The organism is Caballeronia zhejiangensis, assembly GCF_000698575.1.
Taxonomy (GTDB): Bacteria; Pseudomonadota; Gammaproteobacteria; order Burkholderiales; family Burkholderiaceae; genus Caballeronia; species Caballeronia zhejiangensis.
Genome location: NZ_JFHD01000041.1, coordinates 40767 through 56104 on the forward strand (window position 1 = coordinate 40767; position 15338 = coordinate 56104).

11 protein-coding genes are annotated in these 15338 nt (G+C 55.6%); 1 reads left to right on the top strand and 10 read right to left on the bottom strand.

Annotated elements, in window-relative coordinates; genetic code table 11:
* Window positions 1–249: 249 nt before the first annotated feature.
* The 9 genes from BG60_RS30930 to BG60_RS30970 all read right to left on the bottom strand — a co-directional run bounded on the left by BG60_RS30930 (window position 250) and on the right by BG60_RS30970 (window position 13534).
* Complete coding sequence (locus tag BG60_RS30930) at window positions 250–2823, bottom strand: DUF502 domain-containing protein (RefSeq protein WP_033536303.1); 2574 nt, start codon at window positions 2821–2823, stop codon at window positions 250–252.
* Window positions 2824–3856: 1033 nt separating this feature from the next.
* The gene (locus tag BG60_RS30935; RefSeq protein WP_033536304.1) at window positions 3857–4987 is read right to left on the bottom strand and encodes a porin; all 1131 of its coding nucleotides are present in this window, start codon (window positions 4985–4987) and stop codon (window positions 3857–3859) included.
* Between the two features lie 319 nt (window positions 4988–5306).
* A complete protein-coding gene (locus BG60_RS30940) occupies window positions 5307–6674 on the bottom strand; it encodes an MFS transporter (RefSeq protein WP_033536317.1) in 1368 nt (455 codons plus the stop codon).
* A gap of 682 nt (window positions 6675–7356) precedes the next feature.
* Window positions 7357–8331 carry a LysR family transcriptional regulator gene (locus BG60_RS30945; RefSeq protein ID WP_033536305.1) on the bottom strand — a complete coding sequence of 325 codons (975 nt, stop codon included), beginning with the start codon at window positions 8329–8331 and terminating at the stop codon, window positions 7357–7359.
* Window positions 8328–9116, bottom strand: coding sequence for a gamma-glutamyl-gamma-aminobutyrate hydrolase family protein (locus tag BG60_RS37410; RefSeq protein WP_075583594.1), 789 nt, complete (start codon window positions 9114–9116; stop codon window positions 8328–8330). The genes BG60_RS30945 and BG60_RS37410 overlap by 4 nt, the downstream gene beginning before the upstream one ends.
* Window positions 9116–10372: an NAD(P)/FAD-dependent oxidoreductase gene (locus tag BG60_RS30955; RefSeq protein WP_033536307.1), complete on the bottom strand. Its 1257-nt coding sequence runs from the start codon at window positions 10370–10372 to the stop codon at window positions 9116–9118. The genes BG60_RS37410 and BG60_RS30955 overlap by 1 nt, the downstream gene beginning before the upstream one ends.
* 4 nt (window positions 10373–10376) lie before the next feature.
* On the bottom strand, window positions 10377–10700 hold the full coding sequence (locus tag BG60_RS30960) for a 2Fe-2S iron-sulfur cluster-binding protein (protein ID WP_008348707.1): 324 nt from the start codon (window positions 10698–10700) through the stop codon (window positions 10377–10379).
* 23 nt (window positions 10701–10723) lie between these two features.
* Complete coding sequence (locus BG60_RS30965; RefSeq protein WP_033536308.1) at window positions 10724–12160, bottom strand: glutamine synthetase family protein; 1437 nt, start codon at window positions 12158–12160, stop codon at window positions 10724–10726.
* Between the two features lie 54 nt (window positions 12161–12214).
* On the bottom strand, window positions 12215–13534 hold the full coding sequence (locus BG60_RS30970; RefSeq protein WP_033536309.1) for an aromatic ring-hydroxylating dioxygenase subunit alpha: 1320 nt from the start codon (window positions 13532–13534) through the stop codon (window positions 12215–12217).
* A 365-nt stretch (window positions 13535–13899) separates the two neighbouring features.
* Between BG60_RS30970 and BG60_RS30975 the strand changes: the two genes are divergently transcribed.
* Window positions 13900–14631 carry a GntR family transcriptional regulator gene (locus BG60_RS30975; protein ID WP_008348710.1) on the top strand — a complete coding sequence of 244 codons (732 nt, stop codon included), beginning with the start codon at window positions 13900–13902 and terminating at the stop codon, window positions 14629–14631.
* A 48-nt stretch (window positions 14632–14679) separates the two neighbouring features.
* Here BG60_RS30975 and BG60_RS30980 read toward each other — a convergent pair.
* Window positions 14680–15338 (bottom strand): GMC family oxidoreductase (locus BG60_RS30980; RefSeq protein ID WP_034473889.1); only part of this gene is annotated, 659 nt, incomplete at its 5' end.

Below are 15338 nucleotides of genomic sequence, written 5' to 3' on the forward strand. Positions count from 1 at the left end.
ACATGACGGCGTGCACCGGGCGGGCGACGCGCGATGCACTCCTTATTGCGTTGGTTCGCCGGCACATTGAGCGATTCAGCAGGCCTCGGGGTAGGCCTGCCGACCCGAGACAGTCCAATTCGTAATTCTGTGCGTGGGCAGCTTCGGTAAGGTGAAAGCAATCTTACGTGTGACGCTGTTCCCACACGAAAATCCGGATACCTAATTTCGAGTCAGGTCGCGCACGAAGATCGTCGTTCTCACTCTCCATCAGTTTGGATCGATTGGCACCGGAGGTTTTACCGATACCACAGGCACAGGCAGAGCTGGCTCATCCGAGTCGCCGTCCTCGTTCAAGTCCAGGCGCGGAGGATTTCTGCATTCAAGATTGACCAGACGGCATATTGATGGAACCTGCATCGTCACAGATTTCATGATTAGCGCAGCGGCGCGAGACCCCGTGTACCATCCAAGCGGTGGTACCTGAGCTTGATGCACGCGTGCACATTGAGTCTTGTCGTGTTTGGTCACCTTAAAAACCTGCTCTAGATCCAATGTAGCTTGGAGAGAGCATCGCCCTGAGTTCTGAGCGTCGGCACTGCAAGGCGGAACGATATCGATGAGCTGCTGAGAGGCTAAGCTCGCGCGTGCCGAGCGCGATAACAGCAGCGCCTCGACCGCGACAGGAATGACGGATTCATGAGAACTCAGTCCGCAGAATTTGCCGTGTTCGGGCGGGTTCCCGTCGATTTCCAATAGCCTCGAATCGGAGTCCCGGAGTTTGTCTTCGCCGACCTGATAGCGCAGCGTTTGACCACCTGAATCATCTGCGTAGCCGCCATCAACTAACACCGCCAATTCTTCCTCTGCTGGGAAGGCTCCGGGCGGCGTGATGAGCGGAAAACGAGCACTATGTAGAACTGCTTGCCCCACAGTAAGCGCACCACACAAAGTCGGATCATCCTTGTAAGCATTCGGAACGGAGCCATATTCGCAGTCAGGCATGTCCGCAACCTTGTTTGAGAACCAAACTATCCCGCCGTGTTCCGAATCGGTCGCGTTGAAATAGACAGTGGGCTGGATCTGCATGCTACCGGTTAAATCTCGCAACGGCATGTTGAGCGCTTCGGGTTTGTCGTCCTTGAAAAATGGAAGGATGGCACGCGCGATCGTCGGTTCCTTCTCTTGCCGATAAAGATCTGACTGGACGATTGAAACTTTTAGTGCATCGTTCCAACTGTCGAGTAGCGCCATGCCTCGCCCCGGTTTCACGAATGGTACGAGATCAAGCGTGACACCTCGCACGATTGTCGCCGACAAATGATCCTGTACCAGCGCACGGTTGACCGCGTCAAGCAGGGGCGTTTCCGTGGGCACAGCACCAGGCGTACAGTGGTCCCACATTTTTCGATTGGTTTGCCAGGCATGCTGCACGAGTTCCTGCCGTGTCACGAGATAAGCCGCTATGCCGAGACTACCGCCGGACACACTGCTGGTCGCAGCAATGTGCTCCCCGAACATTCCACAGGACGCGTCGTCAGCCAATGCGAGCAACTGAGCGGTAAAGATTGCAGCTCGCACGCCGCCGCCGGACGCTGTAATGTACAAGCGAGGATGGATCTCGATGGCCGCTTGGCGCAACGGCAATGATGGGAAAACGCGCGGATTATCGCGAGCGTCCAAGCTCTTTCCGTTGGATTCTCGGCCGGCCGCCGTAGCCTTCGACCCCCATACTGGAACTTCGCTCGCCGGGCCACGCGTACTTTCATGTGGCATTCGGCGAAGCGCTTGCTGCTCGAACGCTTCTCTGCCGATGTTCCGCTTGGCTACCATGCCGATGGGAACGATCAGGAGTAAAACAACAGCCGTCGTAAAGCCAGGGACGCATTGCGTGGCCCAACTCAGCGCGAGTTGCAGGCCCGTCAGGAACATCACGAGCGCAGCGAGGGAACCGATGATAGCGGATGCCGAACCGATGCTGCGCGCTATCCCGCTTGGCGAAAGCGCAAGGAAGCCTAGCGCAATGAACCCGGCGAGCGTGAGCACGCCGACGCGTCCAAGTACTCGACGCAGAGGCACGTCGCGAGTTTTGACAAGGGTGCCCTTGCCACGTCCATTGATTGCGACGCGTCTGAGAACTAACACTGCCAGCAAGCAGGCTGGGAGAAGCGCTGCGATCACACTGACCACAAAGACTTTACGCGGGCCATCAGCCGCAGCAAAACAAATTACCGACACTAAGTAAAGCAGCACAGCGGGCGTCACGGCGTATACTTGCCAAGATGACGGCCCATCCAGAAAGCGTTTAAGGGTAACCGCTGCAACCAGCACCGGAGCTATGAGTCCCAGTCCGACGATTGCAATGACAACTCTGCCCGGATAGTGGTTTAGATGCACGTAGTTAGCAAAGATTAGCGCACCCATTGACGCGGCCAGCGAGGCGACGCCCAGAGCACGCGGCAGCCACGTCACGGCGTACCTGATCTGACGGCCCGCATACCTGCCACCAGGTCTTGTCCACGCGGCCGGTGAAATCAATCTAAACTGCACCGTACATAAGAGTCGCGCCGAATACCATATTGAAAGAGCAAGTAGTATCGACGTTAGGAAATAGGACATTAAAGCCGTTGCATTCACGATGCTCAGCAATGAGCGATGCACCTCTTGATGGGTATTGAAGTCAGCCTCAATCAAGCCGTGAAGAACTTCCTGGCTCTGCGGCACAGCATAAAAAAACACAGCTAGTACCACGCAAGACGTGCTGGGAATCATCGACCGTTTAAGTCCCAGAAAGAGCCACGGCATTACCACTGCGAAAAGTCTCACTATCCAGGTCGGCTTCATGGTTTTCCTCGTGTTAACGATCTCTCCGGAAGAGTTGGATTTTTTCGACTGGGCCTATGCAGTTATGTGAAGCGACTACCATTCCGGAATAGAGCTATTCATGGATTCGAAAGCTGAAAAAGGATCGACGCAGGCTCGTTCTGCCCAAAACATAAATGAGGGCCTTGTCCCTTACGCGGATGTCCCTGCAGATCCGCCCGGCGATGGCGAAATGCCTATCGGCGCCTCAAGAGGGCGATGCGCTCGAAATGAAGGTGTACGATCGTTGGCAGAACGTCGCGCCTGCGTCGCGCCAGCGGAGCCTGATGCGACCACGGCAGTATTAGGAGATGTTTGGACATGGTAGGACTCGCTCGATAATGAGGTTGGCGAGACTGATGCATGCCGACTGCCAAGCCTTCACGGCAGGCGAAAATCAATTGCGACATCGGTTTGCATGCATCCAAACGCAGGGCCGCGTCAGACAAACTTGACGTTAGTCAAACGGCTTCTTCGCAGAGTAGCGAGGACGCGCGATGCTTTGAGCGATGCGCGAGTGCGCTCGACAATTTGACTCCGATGGGTGCTCGCAAGAGTCGGACGATGCATCGGAAATTTCGGCGCGTGCTCAAACCTTAGGACTTTCCTCGAGTCGCCAAAACCCCCGTTAGAAGGGAGTCCAATACACCCATCGGGAGGGATATCGTATCGGGCAAGCAACACGACCGGAAAAGCGTAAGGATGGCGTCGACTGAGTCGAGTCGAGCACTGACAGGCCCGTGCGCTTCGCCGCCTGCTCAGTTCGAGAGGAGATTGGCTTGAGATTTGTGCAGACGCAACTTGATCATCAGATCTTCATTCAACCGAAAACTTGGTCCGAAGCGAATTCATGTACGTCCGACGCAACCCGAAAATCAGGTTGCGTCGGCGCAGAACAGGGCTGGTTCCCCTCTCTACGTCACGAATGGCCAGCAACAGCTGTTGCGCTGAGACGTTCCCCCAGATGAAACCGCGTCCCGCGAATTGTCGCTAGACGCACAGAATGTGGGATCGCTCAAAAACTCTGCCGAATGCCCACCATAGCGCCAAGCTGACCAATACCAGGGGCCGGGGTCGTACCGCCACCTCCGGCGCTTACTGAAAAGCGCGCGCGTTCGCTGTTCCACAGATATGCGGCCTTCGCATACACAGCAGTCCGCTTAGACAGCAGATAAGTCGCGCGGATTGTCGTCATCGTTGCCCGCGCGTCTTGCTGTTGCACGATGTCCCGATAAGCCTCCCCGTCAATGATGAGCGAAGGGGTGACGGCATACTGCGCACCTAAATAAAAGAGATTCGACCGAACGCTTGCAATTGTTGTGTCAGGCTCGACGCGTCGACCAATCCAACCACCGCCAAGTTTGACGCCCCATAAGCGAACGTAGCCATTTGCCTGAATCCGACTGTCCTTGGCGTTGCTCGTCGCAATTGGGAAAGGTGTAAGACCGTCGAAAAAGTTTGCGGCGGCGTTTGTGCCTCCCCTTTGCTCATCGTACGCTGTTGCTAGACCGAAGTTCGCGCTGTCATACTTGAGCATCGCGCTCCACTGTCTACATTGATTCACGTCTCCTGGTACCTCGCCGGCACAAGTACCTTGCCCGGGGGAATTGCCTGTGCCAGCACTGTCGCGCCCGAACGAATAGGTTGCGCCAACAGTCAAGCCGTAAAAGGTTCCGCGATATGCGACGGTGTTGTCACTCCGCGCGTTAGGAAGATACGAATCAAGCGCTCCTATCCCATGAATGTCGGGACCAAGCATATCGGCGTCGGTGAGCACCCAGTAAGTCATGGTGTACTGGCGGCCAAAGGTTAGCGCCCCCCAGTTTCCCTGCAAGCCGACGAAAGCCTGCCGTCCAAACAACCTGCCGCCTTGACCCATATCCCCTCCACGCAAGTTGAATCCACTCTCAAGCGTGAAGATGGTAGATAGGCCGCCACCTAGCTCCTCCTTGCCTTGAATACCCCAACGAGACGGGTATTCCCCAGAAATACCGGGCATTCGAACCACATAGTTACCCGCGGGATTAGCATGTGAAACAAACTCCACACCGGTATCCACAATGCCATATAGAGTGACACTGCTCTGCGCAAATGCAGAGACACTGAAGACTTCAAGTGCCAAGAATGAAATTAAAGCCTTCTTCATACTATCTCCTAAACCGACTTGTTTGATTTATATATAAAAGAACAGGGAAAGCGGGCCGAGATCGGACACCACCCCCATCGCGCAACCGAGGCGCGCAGAGCCTTCTCCAAAGAGGATTTTTGAAGCGAATCGAGGAAAAGATGCGCGCGCAGGATGCAGACAGCGAAGGGTCCTAGCGGCGCCGGACGTTTCAGTCCAATGCGCAAAAAACTCCTAAACTTCTTTCCGAGAGAGCGGAATGCTTAGTTTCGAGAATCCCTCGCTCCGAATGAAGCTACGGCATGCCTATAGATCACCAATTCAGCAATGCTCGTGGCATTCAGTGCGCAAGATACTTGCCCTCGTTCGACGTATCATCGTTCGCACCAAGCCGTCCCGAGATCGCACGTTTCGCTACAAGCGCGCCAGATGCGATTAAACCCGCAATGGCAACGACTGTAAAAATGCCTGCAAGAGTAAATTGGTGGCGCGATAGTTCAGCAACAAGAAACGAGCCGGCAATGCCGCCAAATCGCCCGACGCCCAGCATCCAGGCGACACCGGTGCCGCGCCCGGAAGTCGGGTAGAACGCTGCCGCGAGCGATGGCATGGATGCAAGGCTAGTGTTCACCAACAACCCCGCCACAAGTACCGCGAGCATCAACATCGCTGTCTGCCCCCCTAGTGCGTGACCTACCGCATACACGCTAATCGCACCCAAAGCAAAACAAGTCGCGACGACGCGGTCGGCGTCGAAGCGGTCCATCAACATTCCGCACAAAACAGTTCCTACACCACCAAGCGGAAAAAGCGCCGAGATCATCGCTGCCTGATGCGGATTGAGGCCCGCATCTCTGAAGAGGAGCGGCATCCAGTTGACGAGTCCATAGAAAATGACCAGTCCCATGAAATAACAAACCCAAAGCATTACGGAACCAAAGATATGCTTCTTAGACAGGACCGTGGCGACCCCTCCCTTTTGGTCTGACTTTGCAGCCTCGGCCATGGTGAAAGATGTAGCGCTTGCCGCGTTGGAATTGATACGTACCAGGATCGATCGAATACGTTCGGCTGAAACTCCCTTTGACACTAGAAATCGGATTGACTCAGGCATAAAAGCGAGCAGCGCAACAGCGAGGACGAGAGGAACTGCGCCACCGAAGATCAAGACACCTCGCCAGCCAAACAGTGGAATCATCCATGCCGCCAGGAAGCCTCCAAACGCCGCTCCGAGCGGAAAACCGCAAAACATCAAATTTACGATCGTAGCGCGCCTGCGTTCCGGACAAAACTCGCTCATCACCGTGCAAGCATTTGGCATTGCCGCGCCGAGCCCCACGCCCGTCACGAAGCGAAGAGCGGTGAGCTCACCTAGATTATTGGCAAACGCTGACGCCAAAGCTGCCCCGCCAAACAGAAGTACAGCAATAACAAGGACCATGCGGCGCCCCCAGGCATCGGCGACAGGTCCTGAAATCAGCGCGCCTGCTGCCAAACCGAAAAGTGCAGCGCTTAAAACGGGAGCCAAAGCAGCCTTACTCAAATGCCACTCTGTCACAAGCGACGGAGCGATAAAGCCGATCGCTGCCGTGTCGAACCCGTCCATCAACACGATGAGAAAACACATCGCAAAGATTAGCCATTGAAACGGTGAAAAACGGCTGCTATTAAGCAAGTCTTGAACATCCATTGTGCTCGTCTCTTCCATATAATCCTCACATTCAGGTATGCAGATCAACGCAGCGGTTCTGCGAAAACCTTCATTCGCTAAATTCGCTTAGTTTGATTCGCCCTTTTGCATCAAAGGTCTTTTGATGCGCAGAGCTTAGAGTTGGCTATTCTTGGCAACAACCGGGTGAAGCACTGCTCAATTGCAGGGGCGTATCTTGACACTCTTCGAGGACCAACGAATTGCGTGCAATATCAACGAAGAACTCCAATTTTGCGCGACGTTGACTTCAATTGCACTTCACCCCTGCCTTTCAGGAGACAGTTGAAATTTGAGCATCTTGCTTATGCATTGCCACACAGACTTCGATTTTTATGAAGCAGCTTACTAACTTACCACCGAAGCTCAGGCGACAGGCGGTATCGGTGAAGCGACGGGCTTCCTCAATCGGGATGGCGCAGTTGAACGCTTCCCCTTTATATGCTTCTTGGGAGTCGAAAATTGCGTCAATTGGTCGTGGTCAAGCGAAAAGGCAGATAGCATTGGAGCCGCATTGAACCACTGTACCGCTTGGGGCAATTGTTTTTAGCTAGCGACTTGGCGACACTCCATTCTGCCGATGGCACACTCTACAAGGCGCTGATGGACATCGCCTGGGCAGTTCGATCAGACCTCGTCATCGCACGGCCCATTGCGTCGCGATATTAGGTAATGTGCAACGCTATCGACCTCGAACCTGACGAGCTACATCCGTGAGTTGTTGCCTTAACCAGACCATTCCTGGGTCAGAGTCGTTACGCTCGTGCCAAACGGCAGTAACATCAACGTCGGGACAGTCGTACGGCATCTGATGAATCTTCAACTCGCCAAAACGTTCAAGTTCTCGGGCTAACGAGGATGGCAAAACCGCGATCATTTCGCTGTACGAGAGAAGCGCTGGCATCGCAAGGGAATGGGCAACCGACACACGGACGCGCGGTACCTCATCTTCGCCTGAGTAGCCTCTTTCAAGCGCTCGCCTATCGAACATCTCAGATTGTCGAGCCAAGCCACGTTCAAGAATGAAGCCGCCTACCGCGCCCTCTTCCTCCCCACCCAGCGAGACCACGACAAGCGGATACCATAGAAGGTCCTCTTTGCTAAGCTCGCGGTCCGCAGCGGGATGATTTCGGTGCAACAAAAGGACATCAGTCTGTTGCCAGAGCTTCATCGATTGAAATCGTGAAGGAATGTCCGAGAAGATCCCGATGGCGATATCGATCCGACCAACATCAATTTGGCCAGCCAAGTCCAGGCGGGTTGATGGACGCACGACTAGGTCGACCATCGGTGCTTCGGCGCTTAGTCGCTGGCTTAGTCGCCCCACAAGCAGGGAGGTGATGTAATCGTTGGCTGCGACAACAAACTTTCGACGTGCTTCGGCGGGAACAAACAGGTCAACGCCAAGTGCTGCGCGGATTTGCGCCAGCGCTCCTCGAACTTGACCTGCCATTTTTGTTGCGCGCACGGTCGGCACCATGCCTTGCCCTGTGCGAACAAACAGATCGTCACCTACGACCTGTCGCATCCTCCCTAGCGCGTGGCTTATCGCAGATTGGCTAAGATTCAATCGCTTTCCAGCGAGAACAAGGTTCCTATCCTCATAGACAGCATCGAACACACGAAGCAGATTGAGGTCCATTCGGTCGAGACTCATTCCTTGTCCCCTCCAACCGAACCTTGCTTTTTCTCTTGAGAGTAGCGTCGGCAACTATCGCCGAGTGCTTCAAAAAGTGCCCTTGAGACTCGGTCAGTTCCTGTCAAAACTTCGGGGTGCCACTGCACGCCGAGCGCAAAGTGATTACCCGGCAGACTGCAGGCTTCCACCAATCCGTCAGGCGACATAGCCTCAACGAATAACGGCGGGGCAATTTTCGCAATCCCCTGACGGTGAAGCGAATTCACGTGCGCATGGTCACTTCCTGCCAAACGACTGAGAATGCCTCCGGTTGCCAGGGAGACGTCGTGTTTGTACCGGTACCGGGTCAGGATGTCTTCGTCGGCTTTCTCGAGATGAACCTCCGAGTAGCCATAAAGTCGAATGTCTTCGAACAGGGTGCCACCGAAGGCAACGTTCATCTCCTGACAACCACGGCAGATCGCAAGAAACGGCATGGAGCGCCGTGCTGCTCCTTGAAAAAGCTGCAAGGCGACATGATCTCGGTCTCGATCAATGAGCGATTGGCTAGCGGAAAGACCGCCGTAACGCGCCGGATCGACATCTGAAGCGCCACCGGGAAACAAGAGCCCATCCAAAATATCGAGATACCCGTCGGTTGAAACCATTAGCTCCGTTGCAGGGACAAGAACGGGGTCGACTGCTGATATCGAAATCAATGCTCTCAGGTAGCTATGCTTCGAACCGTGGACATCATGACTGTCCGCCATGAAACGATCGCAGACAACCCCGACAATCGGTCTTCTTTTAACAACTTCTCGCATCAGATTGCCCCTGCGCCGTCATGCGGATGGCTCTTCGCATACTCCTTCAGACTGAAGCCCGGATGCTCGACATGTTTCACTCCAAGCTCGGCCCCCTGTGCGAGCATCTTACGAGCCATCATATGGTCTTGAGGACTGTTGACGCTGTCTACGGCGCAGAGTTTGCCATCGCGGAAGTAGAACACCGAGAACTTGGCGTCCGATACTGAGCCGGAGATTGCAAAATCAGTGTGGCCGCTACTGATTCCAGCCATCTGCAGCTTCACGTCGTACTGGTCGGACCAAAACCAGGGCACCGAATGGTAGGGAAGGGGCTTCCCGACGATAAATGCAGCGGCGGCCTTCGCCATATCGTTTGCGTTCTGTACCGATTCGATGCGACAAGGACGTCCTTCTTGCAGATCCCAGTACGGAACGAATGCGGCACAATCACCCACTGCAACAATCGACGAATCACTCGTACGGGTGAATGAGTCGACCAGAATTCCACGCTGGACCTCGAGTCCACACCCCTGCGCCAGCTCGGTATTCGGCTCGACACCGATGCCGACGACTACGAGATCAGCGGTGAGCGTCGTACCGTCGCTCAGGGTGACCCGTGCGCGGCCGTGGTCGTCCCTGATCTCGGAAATAGTGCGACCAAGCTGAATCGAGACGCCCTTTTCAGAGTGCAAACCTTCGACGAAAGAAGCAAGTGATGCAGAGGCGACTCGAGCAAGCAGATTTTTCTGGGCCTCTATTACCGTGACGTCAATGCCCTTCTGACGAAGCGACGCGGCGACTTCGAGACCGATGTATCCACCGCCGACAACGACTGCTGACTTAGTATCTTGCATACGGGCCACGAGCCGAGACGCGTCGTCCAGGTTACGGAGATACAAAACCGCCTCGTGAGCCGCTCCGGGACAGTTGAGCATGCGTGGCCGCGCGCCGGTCGCTATGCCTAGGAAATCGTAGCCTCGGCGCGAGCCGTCGTTGAGTTCGACCGTCTTTGAGCCCCGGTCGATAGCCGTCACGCGTGCGCCGCGCGTCAAGTCGATTTTTTGATCTTCGAAAAAGGCGTTCGACTTAAGCGGGAGCCGCTCACTGGTGAACGCGCCGCTCAAATAGCCCTTCGACAGAGGCGGTCGTTGATAAGGAGCGTAGGACTCGTCTCCGAGCAAGTCGATCCTCCCTTCGAATCCCAATTCGCGCGCTGACGCTGCAAGTTGCAGCCCCGCATAGGAGGCTCCGATGATCAGAAGTTGTTCGTTCATAGGATCAACCTTGCTTGTCTGGAATACGGACGACCAGGCCGGCGGTGGCTGGCTCGACAATAATCTGGCAGCTCAGCCTGCTCTCGGGACGACGCTGAGCAGCGACCCCATCGAGCAATTCCACCTCCAAGTCATCGGGAGGAGGCAACTGCGCAGTCGAGGTCGGCTCGACATAGACGTGACAGGTCGCGCACGACAGGCAACCGCCGCACTCTGCGTCAATGCCGCGCACGTCGTTCTGGATCGCCGCCTCCATCACACTGGTGCCAGGTTTGACGTCGACTTCGCGTGGCGTACCGTCGCGCAGGATGTATGTGACGATTGGCATTTGTTTCTCCTTTGTGGGTCCGCTTAGAACATCTCGAAATATTCTCGGTGCTCCCACTCCGTCACCTCGAGATTGAAGCGAGCCACCTCTGCCTCTTTCAGCTTGCAGAAGTAGTCAACGAACGCGCCGCCGAATCCCTCCCGCAAGCACTCGTCTGTCCGCAGCGCGTCGATTGCGACGTCGAGGGTTCGAGGCAAAGCCGCAGCTTGCGTCTCATAGGGCGTGTCGGCCGACGGCGGCAAGTTTAATGCCCGGCGCATGCCGTCCAATCCAGAAAAAACCTGCGAAGCAAAATAGAGATACGGATTCGCAGTCGGCTCCCCGATGCGATTCTCGATACGACTCGCGGGGTCACCCGGAGCTCCAAGCACGCGAAGCATCACTCCGCGGTTATCGCGACCCCAAATGGCGCGGTCAGGCGCATTGGAATAGGGGCGGTAGCGTCGATATCCGTTGATCGTCGGCGTGGCGAGGGCCGTCGCGCCTTGCGCGTGAGCAAGCAGCCCGGCGAGATATCGCTGCCCGACAACTGAGAGCGGTGAGTCAACAGTCTCTGGCACAAACGCATTGGCTCCGTCAGTCTTGCCAGTGAGCGATTGATGCAGGTGCCAACCGCTCGAGACAACGTTGGGAATGCGGGGACGACACATGAACGTCGCGTGGTATCCATTGCGCTGGCAGATTTGTTTGACCGCGCTTCGGAAAAGCACCATGTCATCTGCCGCTTGAATTCCCTTCGTGGGCGCAAACGTGAACTCGAACTGACTCGGTCCATATTCGACTTCCAGCGACCGCAAAGGTAGGCCCAATGCCAAGACGTCTTTGCGAATCTTTTCAAGCACTTCATCCGCGGCGTCGTAGCGCAACTCAGTCAAGTATTGATATCCCCGCGAGAGCAGCTCAATGTCGGGTGCGATACCCGGCTGCCCTGAGTGTTCGAGGCCCAGGTTCTCGTTCGTAATTTTGAAGACATGGAATTCGACTTCCAGACCTGAGACGAAGTCGTAGCCTTCGCCGCTCAACTGCTCGAGCGCGCGTCGGAACAGATGTCGTGTGCCAAATGGCACCGCATTCCCGTTAGTAAAGTAGACGTCACAGAGAATCCATCCTGTGTGTGGCGCCCACGGAAGGGTTCGAAATGTCTCCGGGTCTGCGACCATCAAGGTATCGCACGCCCCCTGCATCTCGGGCATATCGAAGCCACCGCCATTTTCATACACCGGAAAGACGGTGCGGTGCGATGTATCTTTTGCAAACAGCGTCGTCGTGAGCGTCACACCGCTTTTAAGCGCCTTTATCGCCTCGTCAACGACCAACGTTTTGCCTCGCAGCAAACCGTGCTGGTCAGGAAACGAGAATCGTACGACCTCGATGTCCCCTTTTTTTAACCGTTCAAGCACCTGTAGGTACGCGTCCGACTGCGAACTCGTCCAGAGGCCGTGTGTATCGACGAAAGACATGTCTCATCCGCCGGGCGGGAAGCCCGGCGCTCCATTCTGATATTGGATTCCTGCTTAGGACTGGGCAGCTGCGGGCCAGGGTGCCGCGTTGCGACGCTCGAGGTCCGACTCTTTCCAGTACTCGTCCCACCGGTCGATAGGAGCGATACCGTCGATTGATGCGGGCCCAGTCATCTTGGAAGCCTCCGCTTCGTCGATGAGCATGAATGTCTTCTCGCCGGCCTGAGCCTTCTCGATCGCGTCGATCAGAAGCTTGCGGTACGCAATGATTCCCTTGTCGGTCGTACCGAGATGCTCTTTGGTTCTGTCCTGAATAGCGCCTTGCGACTCGACCGCCCATTGGTCATGGACATTGATGTCAAAACCCATTCCGGTATAGGTCTGGCTCTGTTGCTCGGCCAGATTGAATCCGTAGTTGTTCCTCTTGTTTTTACGCGAGGTGTACTCCGGAAGCTCGTAGAGCTCCAACCGCTGCTCGCGCATTTGCTGCTTGTTCGTTGGCTTATTGAAACTGGTGAAAATGGCGAACCAGTAGCAATTTTCGTCGTCGACGGGCACATGCCATTGCGTGATCGTCATCTCCGAACTCATCGGAATAACGAATGCCTGAGGGAACACCACGTTCGTCACGCGAACATGCATGTGGGTGTCGTCGACAGCGCGCTTTGCAATAAGACGCAACCCGTAGTCCGCAGGATTAACCAATATCTCGGGCGACTCGAACTCACGCAGAACCTTCGTGATTGGCATCTCCGAGTTCGCCGACGCCCCGCGGAACTGTTTGCCGTAACTGTCGCTTACGTCTTCGTCCTCAAAGAAGCGATGCAAGAAAGAGGCATGGGCCGGGTCGATGCCGACCTCGAGTGCCTGAAGCCAGTTGCACTCGAAAAGCCCCTTAAAGGCGAACGTATACTCGTCCGGAGCGGCAAAGCAGTCGAAGTGAGGAAAGGCAGGTGGCGTACCGCTTCCGATGTAGGCAAAGATCACCCCGGCACGCTCGATGACTTCATAGCTGCGCTGTTTAATGCGCTTGCACAGGGTGCTGCCCGCCGGCTCACCCGGCGTGGACGTGCATTGGCCGTTGACGTCGAAAAGCCAACCATGAAAAGCGCAGCGAAGCCCGCCGTCCTCAAGACGTCCCGAGGCCAAGTCGGCGCCACGGTGTGGGCAATCTCTATCGAGCATCCCTAGACGGCCTTGCTCATCTCTGAAGAGAACGAAATGCTCCCCCATCAGGCGAACCGCCTTAACGGGCCGCTCACTCGGCAGTTCCTCAGCCAATGCAACCGGTTGCCAATAGTTCCTTAAAAGCTGACCGGCCGGCGTCCCTTTGCCCACGCGGGTAATCACGTCGTTCTGCTGCTGACTCATCATGGCGAATTTCCTCCTGTACACAGAAAGATGACTTATGCATTCAGCAGAAGCCATCAACATGACGAGAGACTAGCCAACAAATCGCTAATGTTCAAGATCTGCATGCAAATCGACGTCGCTTCAATGAAAACACCAAGCGGCAAATACCATAAATACCATTGATTTTATTACTGTTTTATTTGTATGTCAGCATAAACCCGCTGCTTGCGAAATCAACGCTTGGTATGCAACGATCTCCTCAATGCATACCGTTCAATGTATAAATGCATACTCTTCAACTTCCTCGCTTACCTTGATGCATGCACTATTGCTAGAATGACTGTGGAAGTTAGTTGTCGTCGCGTCACGAGAATCGGAGAGAAGCAATGGAATCCCAGCAAGAGCGCGTGCTTGTGTACCTTCGCGATCTGATCCTCAAAGGGGAGTTTGTCCCCGGCGAACGGCTCGCAGAAGTAGCGCTTGCAGAGCGGCTTTCAGCGTCCCGTACACCCGTCAGGCTTGCGTTGACTACGTTGGAGCAGGAAGGACTCGTCGAGCAGTCGCCGGGAGGCGGATACGTGATGCGGCGCATCACCGCCAACGAGATTTCCGACGCAATCGCCGTCCGCGGGCACCTGGAGGGGATGGCTGCCCGGCTCATCGCCGAGCATGGCGTGCCGAGACAGCTAGCAAATGCGCTCCAGGAGTGTTTGCGTGCAGGGGACAGGCTCTTCGAAAAACCGGCGCTCGGCATCGACGATTACGCGGCCTACACCGATATGAACAACCGCTTTCATAAGTTGCTCGTCGAAGGTTCAGGTAACGCCGCGTTGATTAGAGCAATCGAAGTCAATAATCGCTTGCCCTTTGCTGCGGCGAGCGCCATGTTGCCCATGCAGTCCGCCCTCGAAGAGGGACGCCAATGGCTGTTTCTAGCGCACCAGCAGCATCACAGCCTCGTGAAAGCGATGCTGAAGGGAGAAGGGACGCGCGCGCAGGCGATTGCAACAGAGCACGTCCAAATTGCGCAGAGCAACTTGACCTTCGCCTTGGAACGACCGGAAGTGTTCCGCAAACTAGCCCCCGCTCTACATCTCGTCACTGAAGCTGTTCTATGACGAGCTTCGCAGGGCAGTGCGAAGGTGTCGTACTGCCCTGCTTCGAGCCTAGCTAGTTAACAACGCCGCGAGCCGCTCGCCGATGATGACACTCGGCGCCATGGTGTTTCCCGTGGTCAGATTCGGCATCACAGATGCATCGGCGACACGAAGATTTCGAATGCCTCTCACGCGGAGCTGTGGGTCGACCACCGAACTTGCCTCGCGCCCCATCGCACAACTTCCGGAAAGGTGGAAATACGTTCCTGCGGCGTTCCGAATGAAGTTCTCCGTAGCTTGACGATCGAGCCGACCAGGCGCCACTTCGCGCTTCACGTACTCCGACAGTTCAGGCGAACTGCCAATCGCGCGACAAATCTCAACGCAGCGGACCAGCGCCTTCATGTCATCAGGCTCAGCAAGGTAGTTTGGGTCCACGATTGCCATTTGCCGAACGTCCTTTGACCGGAGCGTAATCTGGCCGTGGCTCTTAGGCTGCACCAGGCCAGGGAGGAGCGACCAACCTGCCACCGGAATCGCATACTGTTTTGCGACCTCGTCGGTCGCATACGGCACCTGAATCTGGAATGGTTGCAAGTCAGGTACGGGAAGAGCCGAATCGCTCTTCCAGAAGAGCGTGCATTCTCCAAGATTGTTCCTCGGAGGCAGCGCTTCTTTATATTCGTAGATGCAGCCACCCATCAGGATGTGGTCCCTTAGATTCCTGC